The sequence below is a fragment of the Syntrophus aciditrophicus SB genome (genome assembly GCF_000013405.1).
Lineage (GTDB): Bacteria > Desulfobacterota > Syntrophia > Syntrophales > Syntrophaceae > Syntrophus > Syntrophus aciditrophicus.
This window is the reverse complement of the sequence record NC_007759.1, coordinates 2,997,247-3,013,691: the sequence shown is the minus strand read 5'-3', so window position 1 is coordinate 3,013,691 and position 16,445 is coordinate 2,997,247. Positions and strand designations below refer to the sequence as shown.

General features: G+C 48.9%; 21 protein-coding genes. 6 read left to right on the top strand and 15 right to left on the bottom strand.

Going from position 1 to position 16,445, the window contains the following annotated elements:
- Positions 1 to 14: 14 nt before the first annotated feature.
- From SYN_RS14125 to SYN_RS14115, 3 genes are all read right to left on the bottom strand, one after another.
- Positions 15 to 470, bottom strand: coding sequence for a GNAT family N-acetyltransferase (locus tag SYN_RS14125; protein WP_011418900.1), 456 nt, complete (start codon positions 468 to 470; stop codon positions 15 to 17).
- Between the two features lie 8 nt (positions 471 to 478).
- Positions 479 to 577, bottom strand: coding sequence for a DUF2080 family transposase-associated protein (locus tag SYN_RS16850; protein ID WP_258165140.1), 99 nt, complete (start codon positions 575 to 577; stop codon positions 479 to 481).
- Between the two features lie 462 nt (positions 578 to 1,039).
- The gene (locus SYN_RS14115; RefSeq protein WP_011418898.1) at positions 1,040 to 1,795 is read right to left on the bottom strand and encodes an SDR family NAD(P)-dependent oxidoreductase; all 756 of its coding nucleotides are present in this window, start codon (positions 1,793 to 1,795) and stop codon (positions 1,040 to 1,042) included.
- A 511-nt stretch (positions 1,796 to 2,306) separates the two neighbouring features.
- Here SYN_RS14115 and SYN_RS14110 point away from each other — a divergent pair.
- The 6 genes from SYN_RS14110 (at position 2,307) to pdxT (ending at position 7,543) form a co-directional block, all read left to right on the top strand.
- Positions 2,307 to 3,473: a thiolase C-terminal domain-containing protein gene (locus tag SYN_RS14110; protein WP_011418897.1), complete on the top strand. Its 1,167-nt coding sequence runs from the start codon at positions 2,307 to 2,309 to the stop codon at positions 3,471 to 3,473.
- Positions 3,474 to 3,475: 2 nt separating this feature from the next.
- Positions 3,476 to 3,913, top strand: coding sequence for a Zn-ribbon domain-containing OB-fold protein (locus tag SYN_RS14105; protein WP_011418896.1), 438 nt, complete (start codon positions 3,476 to 3,478; stop codon positions 3,911 to 3,913).
- 393 nt (positions 3,914 to 4,306) lie between these two features.
- Entirely contained in the window at positions 4,307 to 4,942 is a 636-nt protein-coding gene (gene hisH, locus SYN_RS14100) for an imidazole glycerol phosphate synthase subunit HisH (protein ID WP_011418894.1), read from the top strand.
- Positions 4,932 to 5,711 carry an imidazole glycerol phosphate synthase subunit HisF gene (hisF, locus tag SYN_RS14095; protein ID WP_011418893.1) on the top strand — a complete coding sequence of 260 codons (780 nt, stop codon included), beginning with the start codon at positions 4,932 to 4,934 and terminating at the stop codon, positions 5,709 to 5,711. The genes hisH and hisF overlap by 11 nt, the downstream gene beginning before the upstream one ends.
- A 124-nt stretch (positions 5,712 to 5,835) precedes the next feature.
- Entirely contained in the window at positions 5,836 to 6,717 is an 882-nt protein-coding gene (gene pdxS, locus SYN_RS14090) for a pyridoxal 5'-phosphate synthase lyase subunit PdxS (RefSeq protein ID WP_011418892.1), read from the top strand.
- A gap of 151 nt (positions 6,718 to 6,868) precedes the next feature.
- The gene (gene pdxT / locus SYN_RS14085; RefSeq protein WP_011418891.1) at positions 6,869 to 7,543 is read left to right on the top strand and encodes a pyridoxal 5'-phosphate synthase glutaminase subunit PdxT; all 675 of its coding nucleotides are present in this window, start codon (positions 6,869 to 6,871) and stop codon (positions 7,541 to 7,543) included.
- A gap of 144 nt (positions 7,544 to 7,687) precedes the next feature.
- On the opposite strand, the gene SYN_RS14080 is transcribed toward pdxT, so the two are convergent.
- From SYN_RS14080 to SYN_RS14030, 12 genes are all read right to left on the bottom strand, one after another.
- Complete coding sequence (locus tag SYN_RS14080) at positions 7,688 to 8,350, bottom strand: hypothetical protein (protein ID WP_011418890.1); 663 nt, start codon at positions 8,348 to 8,350, stop codon at positions 7,688 to 7,690.
- Positions 8,347 to 9,303, bottom strand: coding sequence for an MlaD family protein (locus SYN_RS14075; protein ID WP_011418889.1), 957 nt, complete (start codon positions 9,301 to 9,303; stop codon positions 8,347 to 8,349). The genes SYN_RS14080 and SYN_RS14075 overlap by 4 nt, the downstream gene beginning before the upstream one ends.
- On the bottom strand, positions 9,284 to 9,706 hold the full coding sequence (locus SYN_RS14070; RefSeq protein WP_011418888.1) for a hypothetical protein: 423 nt from the start codon (positions 9,704 to 9,706) through the stop codon (positions 9,284 to 9,286). Before SYN_RS14070 ends, SYN_RS14075 begins: the two co-directional genes overlap by 20 nt.
- A 44-nt stretch (positions 9,707 to 9,750) precedes the next feature.
- Positions 9,751 to 10,560: an MlaE family ABC transporter permease gene (locus SYN_RS14065; protein ID WP_011418887.1), complete on the bottom strand. Its 810-nt coding sequence runs from the start codon at positions 10,558 to 10,560 to the stop codon at positions 9,751 to 9,753.
- A gap of 134 nt (positions 10,561 to 10,694) precedes the next feature.
- On the bottom strand, positions 10,695 to 11,384 hold the full coding sequence (locus SYN_RS15545) for a 4'-phosphopantetheinyl transferase family protein (RefSeq protein WP_158302988.1): 690 nt from the start codon (positions 11,382 to 11,384) through the stop codon (positions 10,695 to 10,697).
- The gene (locus tag SYN_RS15540) at positions 11,284 to 12,108 is read right to left on the bottom strand and encodes a lysophospholipid acyltransferase family protein (protein WP_011418886.1); all 825 of its coding nucleotides are present in this window, start codon (positions 12,106 to 12,108) and stop codon (positions 11,284 to 11,286) included. Before SYN_RS15540 ends, SYN_RS15545 begins: the two co-directional genes overlap by 101 nt.
- An 8-nt stretch (positions 12,109 to 12,116) precedes the next feature.
- Positions 12,117 to 12,365: a phosphopantetheine-binding protein gene (locus tag SYN_RS14055; RefSeq protein WP_011418885.1), complete on the bottom strand. Its 249-nt coding sequence runs from the start codon at positions 12,363 to 12,365 to the stop codon at positions 12,117 to 12,119.
- Between the two features lie 38 nt (positions 12,366 to 12,403).
- Positions 12,404 to 13,681 (bottom strand): beta-ketoacyl-[acyl-carrier-protein] synthase family protein, encoded by a 1,278-nt coding sequence (locus SYN_RS14050; protein ID WP_011418884.1) that lies wholly within the window; start codon positions 13,679 to 13,681, stop codon positions 12,404 to 12,406.
- Positions 13,671 to 14,150, bottom strand: coding sequence for a 3-hydroxyacyl-ACP dehydratase FabZ family protein (locus SYN_RS14045; RefSeq protein ID WP_011418883.1), 480 nt, complete (start codon positions 14,148 to 14,150; stop codon positions 13,671 to 13,673). Before SYN_RS14045 ends, SYN_RS14050 begins: the two co-directional genes overlap by 11 nt.
- The gene (locus SYN_RS14040) at positions 14,140 to 14,874 is read right to left on the bottom strand and encodes a 3-oxoacyl-ACP reductase family protein (RefSeq protein ID WP_041585161.1); all 735 of its coding nucleotides are present in this window, start codon (positions 14,872 to 14,874) and stop codon (positions 14,140 to 14,142) included. The genes SYN_RS14045 and SYN_RS14040 overlap by 11 nt, the downstream gene beginning before the upstream one ends.
- A gap of 2 nt (positions 14,875 to 14,876) precedes the next feature.
- Complete coding sequence (fabA, locus tag SYN_RS14035) at positions 14,877 to 15,467, bottom strand: bifunctional 3-hydroxydecanoyl-ACP dehydratase/trans-2-decenoyl-ACP isomerase (protein WP_011418881.1); 591 nt, start codon at positions 15,465 to 15,467, stop codon at positions 14,877 to 14,879.
- Positions 15,464 to 16,444 carry a 3-oxoacyl-ACP synthase III family protein gene (locus tag SYN_RS14030; protein WP_011418880.1) on the bottom strand — a complete coding sequence of 327 codons (981 nt, stop codon included), beginning with the start codon at positions 16,442 to 16,444 and terminating at the stop codon, positions 15,464 to 15,466. The genes fabA and SYN_RS14030 overlap by 4 nt, the downstream gene beginning before the upstream one ends.
- Position 16,445 lies beyond the last annotated feature (1 nt).

The following is a 16,445-nucleotide window of genomic DNA, read 5'->3' as shown; positions in this document are numbered from 1 at the left end:
GAAATGCTTCTTTTTTATTCCGTCTTCACATTATCAAGCTGTTTTCCCAGATTGACGAATTCAGAGCGATCAAATCCTGTGGCTATGAAGAAAGACAGCATATCCACAGCATCCCAGCGAATCGCCGTGAAAATATCCCGAACGCCCTTTTCCCGGAAATATTTAAAAATACTGTCCATAAGAACCCGGCCTATACCCGTTCCCATGAATTGAGGATGAGCCTCGAGACCAATGATCCACCCGCTTTTTTCCAGTCCGAAGCTGGGCCCTTTAACCTCGCCGATGATGAACCCCACCACTTTGCCGTCTTTCAGTGCCACATAGCCGACAACATCCTTTTTCTGAAGGTGAAGTTCGATGCTCTTTCTCCATGTATCGGAGATGTTGCCTTTCATGATCGCACGGTGAATCTCAACAATTTCCGGGCAGTATTCAAGTGCAAGCTCTTTTATTTCTATTCCGTTTTTCATAACCTGACTCAGTCAATCCGAATAATTTTTATATGTTTTCCGATCCAGTCCGGAGGTAGATAAACCCGGCCGCTGTTACCGCTCTGCTTTACTTCCTTGGATATCATTTCTTCCCCGTAGATTTCAAATTTAACTTTCTGAAAGATATTGCTCTCTGGCGGTTTTTCGGCACTGCTTTCTTCGGTTTTATCTACTGTTTTTTGCGACGACATTTCGGAAAATTTTTCAGATGACTGATCAGACGGTTTCCTGGATGGTGAAGGGTCCGATACGGAATTTTTTTTCTCTGGTTCCTGTGTGCGCATAATTTCTATTCCCGATTTTTGACCTACTCATAATAGCCACCCCAACGCTATAATGTAACTGAAATCTTGTCAATAAATATCTTATGTCCAATCAAAATCACCTTATGAAAATTTTTTTGACAGCCAGAAGAGTATCTTTGGAATTAAAAAAAGTTAAAAAACGATCACTTCGAGGGGTTAAAGCCCTCTGAACGCTACATCCCGTTCAGAGGGCTTTAAAAGCTGGATATAAACTTGTTGATCCTAATCCCTTAATCTGGAAGTTTAGGTCAAACCATAACCACCGTCAACTTTAAGCAACTGGCCTGTTATATATTTTGAGTCATCGCATCCGAAGAAAACAAATGCCGGGGCGACTTCGGAAGGCTCTGCATAACGATTGAGCAGAATACGCCTCATGTAGATTTCTTTCAATTTATCATCAGTGGTGATCTTTTCCGTCATATCCGTGGTTACAATGCCCAGGGAAATCACATTGGATGTGACGTTAAACCGTGCAAGTTCCCTTGCTGCTGACATGGTGAAGGAAAGAATGCCGCCCTTGGCCGCACTGTAATTAATCTGTCCCGTCGTACCCACCAGACCGGCTACGGAGGTCACATTGATAATTTTTCCGTAATTCTGTTCCATAAAATACTTCGCTGCCGCCTGGACACACAGGAAGGGACCTTTCAAATGGATATTAACCACCGCATCCCACTGTTCTTCCGTCATTTTATGGAGCATTGCCGGTTTTGTAGCGCCGGCATTGTTTACAAGAACGTCAATTCTGCCGAAATTATCCACGGCAGTCTGAATAGTTTTCTCCGCTTCAGCCTTGATTTCAACACGGCCCTGAACAGCAACGGCACGCCGTCCCATCTTTTCAATCATTGCAACCACTTCGTTTGCAGCGGCATGGTTACCCGCGTAATTCACGACGACATCCGCGCCTTCCTCGGCATAGGCGACACAAATGGCCCGCCCAACTCCTCTTCCTCCGCCGGTTACCACAGCTACCTTACCATCTAACTTTCCCATTTCTAAATCCCCCTGTCGTTATTATTGTTGATATCAATCAATTGAGGTGCTTTCACTGGCTCGATGATCCTGTGAAATTATTTATCTGTTGTTCTGTATCTCCCAGCGTAAGGCGACTTAGCCTGATGTCATCGCCCAATAACTGATTCAATAAGGGTATGGTCGGATGTGAATCTTTTTCCAAATGCATGATTCGCTTGATTGGAAAACATTCTGATCAGCGGGTGTCCATCAGGATGATGCATTAACCGATGGTGTTTTATTAGAGCAATCAATGGAATTAACAGCATAGCGCAATAGCAACTTGACTCTGTTTTGTCAAGTCAATTCTCTGCGCATTTTCAACAACTGATGAAACTTCGTAAAAAGGTTGTCGCCTGTTTATCGATTCATGACCGCTTTTAGAATTTGACAGTCATTTTATTTTATGATAGCAACCATCCAATTAAGGATTTCTCGGGTAATGAGAGTTGTGTGACGGGAATTAAACAAAAAGATCAGGAGGAGATTTATGAGTCGAGTTGCAGTTATTGGCGTTGGACAAAGCACCTTTGTTCGAAGCTATCCCGGTTCCATAAGGGAGTTGGCGTTTGAAGCTTATAGTGAAGCGATGAAGGATGCAAATATACAGAATGCGGACATTGACGCTACAGTGATGTGCTCCGCCCCCGAGTATGATAAGCAGAGATCCCCGGCCGGTGTCGTCGCCGAGTACCTGGGTTTGAATCCTCAACCGACGTTCTATGTTGAAACTCTCTGTTCATCCAGCAGCACGGGGTTGAAGCTGGCCTATTCCCTGGTTGCATCCGGACTCCATGACTGTGTCATGGTGCTTGGTTTCCAGATCATGTCTCAGTTGACCTCCAATGAATCCCAGGAGAGAATGGGCCGGGGCGCGGATATTCAGTGGGAATCTCCCTTCGGCACGATGATGCCCGCCTACTATGCCCTTCATGCCCAGGCTCATATGGCGAAATACGGAACGAAACCGGAAGACCTTGCCCTCATTCGTGTAAAATCAGCCACCTATGGCGTTCTAAACGAGAGAGCTGTTTATCGGAAACCGGTTGCTCTCGAGGATTTCCTGGATCCGCAGAAGATGGGCGGCCCGGTCGCCAGTCCTCTGCGCGTGGGTGACTGCTGCGCAAACGCCGATGGCAGTTCCTGTATCATCGTTGCCAATGAAGAAAAAGCGAAGGCATTCTGCAAGAAACCCGTCTGGATTCTCGGCATCGGGTCAGCTTCGGCGGCAGTCAACATGGTCGGACGCGAATCCCTGACGGGACTTGCGGTTGGCATTGAAGCCGGACGTCAGGCTTACAAAATGGCCGGCATTACGCCAAAGCATATCGATGTCGCTGAAGTCCATGACTGTTTCACCATTGCCGAAATGATGGCCATCGAAAATCTCGGCTTTGCCGAAGCGGGTGGCGGTCCTGAATTAGTCCGTGCGAAAGAAACCTATAAAGAAGGAAGCATTCCCATTAATATCGATGGAGGGCTTCTTTCCAAGGGGCATCCCATTGGAGCAACCGGCGGGTCGCAGGTTCGGACCATCGTGCGGCAGTTGAGGGATGAGGCCGATAATATTCAGGTAAAAGATCCGATGTTCGGATTGGTTCATAATATCGGCGGTGTTGGCTTGTACGGAAATGTGACTATTTTTGGGAGAGAATAACCATGGCTAAGACAGAAAAAGACGTTCGCTTCAGTAAATTTGGGACGGTTAGCTTCACGGGTGTAACGCAGGTTAACGATTTTATTGATTACCTGGAACAGGGTAAACTGATGGGTACGAAGTGCAAGGACTGCGGGCTGAAATTTTTCCCGCCCCGCGCTCATTGTTTCAAGTCTCTGTCCGGCAATATGGAATGGTTTGAAGTGACAGGAAAGGGAAAACTGGTTTCCTTCAGCACTCTCCGTTATGGGCCGACGGGCTTCACAGAAGAACTGCCCTATACCATCGCCCTCGTTGATTATGGTGATTATAAGGTTTTCGGGCGGATCGATCCGGCCGTTGCCGAACCCGACAGTAACTTGAAAGTCGGCATGGAAATGGTTGCCAAGACTGCCAAGACGGCTAACGGGCAGTTAACCTATGTGTTCAATCCTGCCTAATTTGCGGGAAATTGAAAACATCGGGATTTGAGTTAAAATATTTGTATTCAGAGAAGCAGTTTAAAGGCCCCGTTTGATTTGAGTTCAAACGGGGCCTTTGTATCTCACGAACAGAAGAGTCCCGTCAGACTATTTATCCGTTTTTTTACACGGCTTTTGTGCCATATTTTATTCCGTGAAATTGGATTTACCCGCCTCGTCGGCGCTCTGATAAATATTTGAATTATGGTTGAAAAATTCCTTTTCGTAATATAGATGTGGATTTTCTTCATGAGTTGAATGCGTTTCACCTGTATTTCATATAATAAAACACCTCTTGATGATTAACGATATCATTCCGGCCAATGCCGTTATGCATATCATATAATTTTAACACATAATTAAGATCGGATTATGATTGCGATTATTGATTATCAGGCAGGTAATTTGACCAGTGTGTTCCGTGCGCTTAGCTTTCTGAAGCAGGATTGTCAGATTACCCGTGATTACAAAGTATTGTGCTCTGCTTCCCATATTATTTTTCCGGGTGTCGGCGCCGCGGGTGAGGCCATGTCCAATCTGAGGCAAACCGGACTGGACAAAATCATTTTTCAGCTTGTTCAGGAGGGGAAGCCTGTTCTGGGGATTTGTCTCGGGACACAGATCATCTTTGACTACAGTGAAGAAAACGACACCCCCTGTTTAGGGATTATTCCCGGGAAAGTGATACATTTCCCGGAAAACATGATCTGTGATGAACGAAAGCTTAAAATTCCTCATATGGGATGGAATTCAGTTTCGTTACGCAGAAGCCATCCCGTATTCAGAGGCATTCCGGGGCAGGCAGAGTTTTATTTCGTCCATTCTTTTTTCCCAATGCCGGAACGAGAGGAAAACATTCTGGGACAGACCCGCTATGGCATAGAGTTCCCCTCCGCGGTTGTGGCAGACAATGTCATCGCCGTACAATTTCATCCGGAAAAAAGTGGAAAGCCCGGTCTGGCTATATTAGAAAATTTCTGCAGGTGGAAGGGAACAGATGCTGAGTAAACGGATCATCCCCTGCCTTGACGTTCGTGCAGGAAAATTGACCAAGGGAATAAAATTCAAGGACAATATTGATATCGGCGACCCGGTCGAAGCCGCCCGCCAATATTACGAGCAGGGGGCAGATGAAATTGTATTTTACGATATAACAGCATCGTCGGACAGACGGGATATAATGGTGGATATCGTCCGCCGGGTGGCGGAGGTGATTATGATCCCTTTTTCTGTCGGAGGAGGAATTCGGACGGTCGAGGACATGAGACGAGTTATTCTGGCCGGAGCTGAAAAAATCAGCATCAATTCGGAGGCTGTTAAGAATCCCCTCCTGATTGCGGAAGGCGCCAAAGCCTTTGGCTCTCAGTGTATCGTCTTGGGCATGGACGTTAAAAATGTTGGTTTATCCGATGCAATCCCAACTGGTTACGAGATTGTAATCCATGGCGGCCGGGTTTATACAGGGATAGATGCCTTGTGGTGGGCAAAAGAGGCGGAAAGACTCGGTGCGGGAGAGATATGTCTCAATTCCATCGATGCGGACGGCACCCGGGAAGGTTATGAGATCGAATTGACTTCCCTGGTCTCCACCAGCGTGCAGATTCCGGTTATTGCCTCGGGAGGAGCAGGTAAACCGGAACACCTGCTGGACGTGCTGACTCGGGGCAGGGCCGATGCGGCGCTGATTGCCTCCATGGTCCATTATCAGACTTATACAATAAAGGATATCAAGACATATCTGGATGCGAAGGGTGTGAAAATGCGCATGTTCTGGTAGTACTCCCTGTCTTTCCGGTGCAATTTATATCAAGCTTTATCCTTGACGTATCTGTGAAATCATCATAAAAATCCGAAAAACTTTTAATCTCAGAATATCTTAAGGAGTGGAGAGGTAAAATATCGTGGACAAGAAAAGATATGAACTAAATGTTCAACTGGCACAAATGCTCAAAGGGGGCGTCATCATGGACGTCACTAATGTCGAGCAGGCCAGGATTGCAGAAGATGCAGGCGCAGTGGCCGTGATGGCCCTTGAACGGGTCCCGGCAGACATTCGCGCACAGGGTGGTGTGGCCCGAATGTCCGATCCATCGATGATCGTAGAAATTAAAAAGTCTGTTTCAATTCCGGTCATGGCGAAGGCGCGGATCGGCCACTTTGTGGAGGCTCAGATACTGGAGGCCCTCAAAATCGATTATATAGACGAAAGTGAAGTGCTTACCCCGGCCGACGAAGAATGCCATATCGATAAAACCCGGTTTTCCATACCCTTTGTCTGCGGTGCCAGAAATCTTGGCGAGGCGCTTCGTCGAATAGCTGAAGGTGCTGCAATGATCCGGACAAAAGGTGAAGCAGGGACGGGAAACGTGGTGGAAGCGGTTCGCCATATGAGGACCATGAATCGTGAAATTCGACAGCTCGTCGGCATGCCTGTGGAGGAAGTGACCGTATTTGCTAAAAGCAACGGGATACCCTACGAACTTGCCCTTCAGGTCCGGGGGCTTGGCCGTCTGCCTGTTGTCAATTTTGCTGCCGGAGGCATTGCGACGCCGGCTGATGCGGCACTGATGATGCAGCTCGGCTGCGACGGCGTTTTTGTGGGATCGGGTATCTTCAAGTCCTCGAATCCAGACAGGCGGGCCCGTGCTATTGTGAAAGCAACGGCCTATTTCAACGACGCCGCAAAAGTTCTGGAGGCGTCCTTAGATCTGGGAGAAGCCATGCCGGTTCTGGAAATCGCTCAGATTCCTGAAGATCAGATTCTGGCGACGCGAGGCTGGTAATTCCAATCCCAGATCTGAGGAGATATAAAGGCGGGCGGCAAGGAAGAGGTGACAACGCGGGCATACATAAGAAAACCTTTGATGAGCAGAGGACGAAGCCGTCTAAGAGTGCGCTTTGACAGATAAATGAAATATTTATTTTCATCAATTCATGATTTACAGAGAAGACAGTAGAAGAAACACAATCGGCGTTCTAGATCTCCAGGGAGGGGTATGTGAGCATTTGGAGCACCTGGAACGTCTGGGCATAGCCTGCAAAAGAGTGAAGGAACCTCTTGATTTTGAAGGGGTCGCGGGATTGATTCTTCCTGGAGGGGAAAGCACATGCCTCTCCAGGCTGATCCGCATCTTTCACCTCGAGGGATGTATTCTGGATGCTTTTCAGAAAGGAATGAAGATCTGGGGAACATGTGCCGGCGCCATTCTTCTTGCCACTGGCATCCTGGGGGAAAGGCCCCATCTGGGGTTAATTGACATGGATATCGAACGGAACGGCTTCGGTTCACAACTTGACAGTTTCTGCATCGAAGCCGCCCTCCCCGAGTTATCTGCGGATCCCGTTCCTCTGACGTTCATCCGTGCCCCGAAAATCCGACGTGTCGGAAGCGATGTCCGGATCCTGCTTCAACTTCAGGATTATATCGTGGCTGCGGAAAATGACCGGGTGCTGGTTACCGTTTTTCATCCGGAATTGACGCCCTGTATAGTCTTCCACAAGCACTTCGTCCATAAATGCGGGATCTGCTGCACTCCTGAAGATGATCTTGCCGACAGTGACGCTCAATGGAATTCCAGAAGCTGGATGCGTCTTGCGCCCCATGTCTGACGCAGGACAAAGGGATAGCTGGAAAACCGGCAGCATTTTCGTCAGAATCGCGTCAAAAGTCATCTCACATTGCTCTCTTAACACTGTCAGGAAAACCGCCAGCCGTTGAAAATACTGTTTGCGGTTCACCTGGCAGCCTGCTTCTCATGATTTGAGCAGTTCGATCTTCAGGCGGATGATTTCTGCTTGATCTCTCTTGCCCGTTGTCTCGTAAAAGGATTTCAGCCGATTCAGATAAATTAACAGGGGTTTCCGCCAGCCATTAACCGACGCAAGATCAACAGCCTGAGTCAGAATGGCTTCATTCACCACTCCATGTCGGACAACAACGCCAATGGCGATCAGTCGGGACAGGTCGTCCTGAATATTCCGTATTGTTTCGGTTATCCTTTTCGCATTGCCTTCCTCGATGGTGGTTACAAGGTCCTGATAGGATGTTGGAAGGCTGCTTTTTTGGATCTCTGCGAATCTTCCCTCCAGCAGGAAATAGTAATCCTGGTGATCATCGCTCGGCCAGACTTTCGCGATCTCAAGATATTCTTCGCCTTGTGGGGCTTCAAGAATGGCAACATGCAGGGCGGAGCGGGTGAGGTAAACCGTCATGAGCAGGGAAAGATTACCGCTGCCCTTAAGTTCATTAACGGCCTTCTGAAAATGGATTGCCGCCAGTTGCTCCCGTCCCGTCAGGAAATATTTCTTATACTGCTCCAGATGATTGAAGCTGGCCGTTCTCCATTCCGGAATCGATTTTAATCCACACCCCCATAGCAGGAACAGGCAACTTATCAGACCAAAATATCTTTTCATGGCAGTTTTATCTGTGGATCTTTTTTGAAAGGGATCTTTCTGTTCAGCTCATTAACCAGGGAATTGATGGAATTCACTGTTTCATCAATGTCATATCGCAGAACCTTCAGTTCTTTCGTAGATTCGTCCGCATTGGCACTGATGTTGTTGATATGATCGACAAATTTATCCAGTTTAGCCAGCTTTCCTACGAGATCAATCAACAGTATTCTCACAGACGGGAAAACGCCGTTTTTGCCATAAAGCGATTCATCGGATTTTTCGGCTATTGCGTCGACTTTTTCCAGGATCGAAGTCAGCTGGATGGTAATGTCCTCAGTATTTTTCAAGGCGGTCTGGACTGCATGGACGCTTTCCGGATCGGCGAGGGCCAGTTCAAGCAGGGATTCCGTACGGGCAGCCCGTTCCGACAGCTTTGCCGTATTGCGTAAGATCTGATTGACATTCCCCTGGGGATCAGCCAGGTTCGCCGTCAGGGTTTCGATATTGATGGTGATCCTGTTGAGTCTTTCCACCACAGGCTCCAGCTTTTTGATGGTCTCGTTGATGTCATTGGCGACAACAACTTCCCTGATCGTGTCCGTCGATAAAGGCGGACTGCTCATATTCCTTGTGGAGATGACGATTCGTGGAGCGCCGATCAGGGGTTTGTTGATGATGAACACGCTGTCCGTACGAATCCATTTTGCGTACCTGTGGGGTATTTTCAGTTTGATCAGAACACGCCCGTCGCTGCCCAGTTCCAAAGCATCCACCCTTCCTACTTTGAAACCCGACAATAGAACCGGCATTCCTTCAGTCAGCTCCTCACCGGAGCGGGAAGTCAACGTGTAGGTGTCCACCCGGGAAAACACATCCTTTTTGAAGGCGACATAGCCAACGGCCGCGGCAATCATCACGGAAGTGATCAGAATAAACAGCCCTACCTTGAATTCAAGACTCCTGAACATCATCTATCTGGTACCTGTCCCGATTCCACACATAATCATAAATTTGACAAGACTCATAAAATTCATCGATCCGATCCAGGCTATCCTGGATCATTTCCGCGTCAGGCAGATCAGGAACAAGCCTGAAAGGGCGATCGATCACGATCAGGGCATCCTGAACCATTGCCGCACGGAGCAGTTTGACCAGGAAAAGTTCCCACTGGTCCAGGGCTGCGATTCGCAGATCGGCTATCTCGATCTTCTGGAAACGGTTTAGAAGTTCCAGCGTGCGCTTTCTCGTTCGCATGCTGCCTTCGTTGAAATGGTAGAGCCGTATTAAAGCAATGTTGAGCCATGCATTCAAGTTGGAAATCAGAGGAATGTCAAGAGAAACGAGTCCCAGGTTCTGCTGATGTCTTTCTTTCAAATCCAGCAGGGCCTCGGTAAGGCGATTTTCATCTTCGAATAAGATTAAATGGAGCTTAGAATTAATGATATAACCTCGATGATGACGATTGCGATAAAGACGTTGATCATTCCATTCAAGACCGCTATGGGGATGCTGGTCAATTCATTCGATGCCGTCAATCCGTAACGGATCGGAAGCAGGGTGATGAAAAAACCGAATGTCGCGCATTTCAGGAGCAGGATCACCAGATCCGGAAATTCAGCGGAGGTGATCAGGATGCTGATGTAAGCATCCATTCCGATGCCGAAGATCACCCTCGAAAAAATAGCGCCGCTGGTCAGCAGCACGAGCGTAAAAACACCATTGAGAAGGACAACGGAGACGACCCCGTTCAAAATTCTCGGCACATAGATATAATCAAAGATGTCGATGTTGAAGACGCTCAATGCGTCGAATTCTTTGTTGACTTTCATGACCGCGATTTCCGTGTTGATCGCCGCGCCTGAGCGCAGCGCAAGCATGAGCACCGTCATGAAGGGGCAAAGTTCCGTCACAATGAATCCCATCAGAATATTTCCCAGATACCCGGTCATACCGAGGTTCTTGATGGACTCGAACACGATTCCCATCAGAAACAGGCCCAGAATGACGGAGATGGATATAAACAGAGGCAATATCTGAACCGCCGTAAAATACAACTGGGTTACAATGACCATTTTAGTGGCATTGTTGTATGTCTTGCGATCCGCCAGATGAACGATCGCCCGCCAGGCGAAAAAGAGGGTGTTGATTACGGAACGGGCAACCACTAATGCCTTTGTGCCGATTCCTTCAATGAAAGTGACCATGGATTTTCTGCCGAAAGGGATCATTTTCTCCGCATTGTGTCATCCGGGGAATCGTTTTAAATATTGAGGACTTCGGTGAAAAACCTTTAGTTTGAATGAGCCTGATACGTATCACAGGACGGTAAAGAGTGCAAATCCCAAATCCGTTCATTTTTTTGTCAAGGGGATAAGGAAGAATCTCCGTAGTGCTTCAGGCAGGCATGAGCTATAAACAATCCGTGATGGCTCAGGCTGATGTCGACATCCAGAGGACGACCCTGACAGATGACGCGGGGCGGCGCTTGGGAATGTCCGTCATTCCCGCGAATGATCTCCAGGTCTTCAAATTTTTTTTCAAGAAAACCGGCGAGATGGAGCCTTGATGCCAGGCGGACCGCCTCGGATTCGGGAGATGAAGCCGTTTGACGTGGTGCAAAAAGATAATGAACGCGCCAGGAAGAAATGAGATGATCAGGGACGTCGGTAAAAGCAACGCAGTGGAGACAGGCAGGGCGATAATCGATTCGAATCCAGCACGTTCCTTCGGGCGTCAGGACGGTACCCGTACTGTAGCCGGAAAAAGGAATAATTCTGGATTCTGGAGGGAAATCCGCAGAATCATGAGGATCTAAAAAAACAGGAAAAAGTCTGGGAATCGAAGGGATATCCGGGAATTCCTTGCTGATTGCCTTATAGGCTGCCTCCTTGGCAGCCCATAAGGCCCAGAGTAGCAGATCGGGAAAAGCGGAAGATAAAATGACGCTTTTTTCATCGGGCGTGAAGACGCGGTTCAGAAAGCGAGTATTCCTGCTCTTCTTTTTTGACGCGGAATCGGTCAGATCCACGATGTCGTTGCCGACATGAGGCAAAATAACTTTCCTCCAACAGGGCCAGTTGCTGAATGCTCTGTGCCGCATAATGACGATGTGCTCTACGGCCGGTCAATTCCGTGGAAACAGGTTCCATGATATCGATGAGCACGGAAAATTTCTCTCCCCAGCGGGGCAGATTGCTGTAAGTATGCTGGCTGTCCCCCCGCAGGTAAATGCACAGCACTTTACATTCCTTGCAGGAATCGATTAATTGTCCAATTCCATAGGAGAAATTTTCAGTATCCACCCGTCCTGTGCGTGAACGGCCACCTTCCGGAAAAATTAGAACGTTCTGTTTACTTTTCAACACGGAAAGGCATGAATCCAGTGTGGACCGAACCTCTTGACGGTCTCCGCCACGGCTGATGGGGATGCACTTCGAGAGATAACAAAGGACCGTGAGAAATAGATTACGCTGAAAATTGGCCCTTTCCGGAACATTCCAGGGGAGAATCCGGTAGTTGAACATAAAGCGGTGCGTTGGGGCGATGACATAAGCCAGTATCGCGGAATCGATCATCGTCAGATGATTTGCGCAAATAATCCACGGCCCTTCATGGATTTTGAAGAGCTCGTGGCATTTACGGCGAATCTGACGCAGGTCCCGGACCCGATAGCCCGCAAGGCGTATCGCCAGATAAATCAACGGACCCAGGATCAACACAGCAATCCTGCCGAGATAATACTGCAGAAGAAGATGATGTTTCGCCATCTCATTCATGATGAACCCTATGCTAATTTGCTCTGAATCACTTCGATCGCGTTTCCGATCGTCCGGATCTTGTCGGCGTCATCATCATCGATTTCTATTCCAAAGACATCCTCACATTTAATGATGACGTCCACAAGACGCGCTGAATTGACCTTGAGATCGTTCAGAATATGCGTTTCTTTCGTGGCTTTTTCAAGAAGAGCAGGATCCTTGGCGTAAAGCCTCAGGATGTTGATCAACTCATCAAAAATCTTTTTTTCGTCCATTTTTTATGCTCCTTTATTCCTTAATAAATAATTTGATTTTACTCTTCCCATTTCTTGAAAATCAAGCAACTGTTAACATCGCCGAACCCGAAGCCGGCTTTGGCGATAATCTTCACATCAGGACATTCCAGGGCCTGATGCGGAATACTCTTGGAGAATGACTCAATCTCCGGATGAACATCCGTGCAGTTCACGGAGGGATGGAGAAACCCTTTATGGAGCTGCAGAACAACCGCAACGCACTCGACGGCTCCTGCTGCACCGAGACAATGACCGATCATGGATTTGGTTGAATTGATATAGGGAAAATTATCCGGCTCCCGATCCAGTGCCCCGGCCCAGTTCCTGACCTCGTAGGGATCAGCGAATGTTGCCGTCAGGTGGCCATTAATCGCATCGACGTCCATTGAAGAAATGCCTGCATCGGCAATGGCTGAGCGGACGCATCGTTTGACTCCTTCCGGATTGGGAGCGGTCATGGACCCTCCCATCCGGTGACCGCCGCAGTTGACGTTTCCTCCGAGGAGTTCCGCATAAATACGGGCGCCCCTGGCTTGCGCTGTTTCAAGATCCTCCAGAAGAAGAAGAGCCCCACCGGCGCCGGGAATAAATCCGGCCGCTGATCCGCTCAGGGGGCGGGATGCTTCTTCGGGACAATCGTTATATTTCCGGGCAAGCACTTTCATCGCGTCAAAACCCGCCCAGATGAATGGTGATGAGCCCTCACATCCGCCGGCAAGCATCCGCTTGGCTAATCCCAACCGGATCCGCATCATGCCTTCAAATATGGCTTCATTTCCGGTGCTGCATGCCGAGGAGTTGGAGGTCACCTGGTTTCCGAGGGCCAGCAGTCCGCCGACGCGTGCGCTGGTTCCGCTGTTCATGACCTGTTCGACAATGCTGCTGCCCATCCGTTTCACTTTACCGGAAGTGACCATGGGAACCACGATATTGGCAATCGTATCCATTCCTCCAATTCCGGAACCCACGATTATGCCTGAATCCCAATCCACCTCATCGGAGTCGAAAGGAGGTACGGTAAACCCGGCATCCTTCCAGGCGTCAACGGCGGAAATCGCCGCGTAACCGATGTTCTCATTCATTGAAACAAGCTGTTCGGGTAAAAAATAACGTTCGCGAATCGCTTCAACACCTTGAGGCACGCCGCCTACCTGACAGGCGAAATTGAGATCCTTCAGCTCTTGAATAAAGCGGATGCCTGACCGACCCTCGCGAAGGGCCGCTTCAAATTCCTGCAATCCATGACCGTTGGGTGCCACAACACCCATGCCTGTAATAACGACTCTATGCTTCATTTAACATGACCCCCGCCCCGGCTAATACACCAAAACAGATATTCTCACCATTTTCCCGTTCCATACTCACCCTTGTTTTCAGGCTTCCCCTCCGGAAATATATTTTTTCACCACGGACAATCACCCGCTCACCAGGTGATACAATATTGTTAAATTCGACACCCTCGACAAAAGTAAACAGGGTGGTCAATTGTTTGGTTTCTTCAAGGGAATAATCCTTCTGCCGCATGGTCAGGTAAAGTCCGAAAGCGACGACGCCCGTCTGGGCCATGGTTTCAATGAGAATAACTCCCGGAGTGATTGGGCGGTCGGGAAAGTGTCCCTCATAGAAGTACTCATCCTCGCGATAGCGGTAAGAACCCACAATGTGATCATCGTCCAGTTCGATAATCTCATCGATGAATCGAAAGGGATGTTTTTGTGGAACCGCGTTGAGAATGAGGTCCATTGTTTCCTGATCAGCCACCATACAGGCCTCCGTTCACATGAATGACCGTTCCTGAAATATACGAAGCCCTGCAGGCAAGAAAGGAAACCAAATCGGCGATCTCTTCCGGCGATCCAAGACGGCCCAGAGGAATGCTTCCCAGAATGCGGCTTTTAACTTCATCCGGCAGATTCTGGGTCATCGGTGTGTCGATGAACCCCGGGGCGACGGAATTAACCAGGATGTTTCTCCCTGCAAGTTCCTTGCATAGCGACTTCGTAAAGGCGTCCAAGGCGGCTTTTTCCATTGTGTAGGGAATCTGGCCGGAGTTACCGGTATGACCGACAACACTGGAGATGTTGATGATGCGTCCGCTGTTTTTCCGGAGCATGAAAAGCCTGAGGATCCTTTTGGTCAGATACCAGCTTCCCCTGACGATGGCCCTCTGAAGATCGAAATCATCGAGTGTCATGCTGTTGATGTCTTTATTGATGGATATGCCTGCGCCATTGACCAGAACATCCACGCGACGCGCCTTTTCTCTGATTTCCGCGATCATGGTTTCGATCTCGTCCGGATTGGAAAGATCCGCCTTAAGAAGAAAGCCGTCTTCAAGCTCAGAAAGAACCTGACGGGACTGCTCCTCTACTGGATCTATATAATTGATTCCCACACGGAAACCATCCCGGGAAAGAATTCTGGAACAGGCCGCACCGATTCCCGTACCTCCTCCGGTGATGATGGCAACTGGTTTGTCTTGACTCATGTTCAACTCCTGATCATTCCTCCCACTGAATTGCGGGAGTGTTTTGGATAATCCGGATAAACAATGCCACTGAAAACACCGGTCTGGGCCTGGGTAATTTCCGTGATCAATTCATTATCCACAAAGACCTTCGCATCGCCGATCACAATGCTGGCTCCGGAATCCTTCAAATGGGAAAAACGACGAATATCCACTTCATAACGAACGCAACGGTTGTAGGGTCGAATCTGACCGTTGAAGGAAACATTTTTGCATCCCAGCGCTCTTCCGGCACCCAATGCACCCCGCCAGACGCAATAAAATCCGAGCAGCTGCCAGATGGCATCGACACAGAGGCAACCCGGCTGGACCGGGTCGCCGGGCATATGGCACTGGAAATACCAGGCGTCAAGACGAATATCCTGCTCCGCTACGATGCGTCCCTGCCGGCCTTCACTTGTGATCGTCAGAATCCGATCCAGCATGAGAAAAGGAGGGGCAGGAAGACGTGCGTCAAAGCCATCGGGACGATCATCTACAAGATTGCCGTATGCAAAGGCAAGCAAATCTTCGAGAGAGAAGCTTCCTTGCTTACAAAATTCTTCGTAAGTCATTTAATATCCTCAATTTTTAAAAGGGTGTGCACCCAAGTCAGACCGCCTCCCACAACGCAAACCGCAATATGATCGCCGGGAGTGAAGTCATCCCAATGCTGACTCAATACGGCAGGGGCGCTTGAGCAGCCTGTATTGCCAAAAAGTTCAACATTATGCCAATGCTGATCTTCCGTGATTCCTGTACGCTCACAAGCTGTGCGAAGCATGCCGAGATTTGCCTGATGGCCGACAAAACGGTTGACCGGATACAAAGATTGCAGGGCACGAATCGATTCTGTTGTCTTGCGGATGGCAAACCCCTGAACCGCATGCCCATCCTGCTGAAAATAGCCCATCCGGGGAATCATGACCTTTTCCCATGCGGTAGGTTTCGAATCGCAGTGGCTGGAGAGAAAAACGGCACGGGAACGTTCCCGTGTGGAAACCACCGCGGCCGCACTTCCGTCACCCCAGAGGACGGCTACGCTGCGATCCGCGTAATTCACGTTTCGTGTCATATTTTCGGGGTTGACGAGCAGCACAAAGGGAGGAAGAGCTTCCGGTTTCATCATGCCAAGGACATTGATATGCATACCGAAGGTGCTGCATGCGGAATTTATGTCGAAACAGGGAACGTCAATGTTCAACTCTCCGGCGACCGTCGATGCTTCCGCTGGTGTCAGCATGTCCTGGGCGGAACTTCCCGAAATGACCATGCCGATGTCTTCAGGGGAAATGCCTGCCCGCTCAAGGGCCATTCTGGCCGCAAAAGAGCCTGTCTGTGCGTTGTTGTATTCAGCAGCCTCAAAAGCTGCCCGCTGATCCTGGTTTCTGGTCGAACGGATGTAATCCAGAGGCAGGACTGTTCGCCGAGAAAGAATACCCACCCGCTCGATAATCCACTCTTCGTTCGTGCCGATATCGAGTTCTTCCAGGAATTGATTGCTGATGACATTTTCAGGGTGAAAATGTCCTAAGCCATGTAGATATAACATA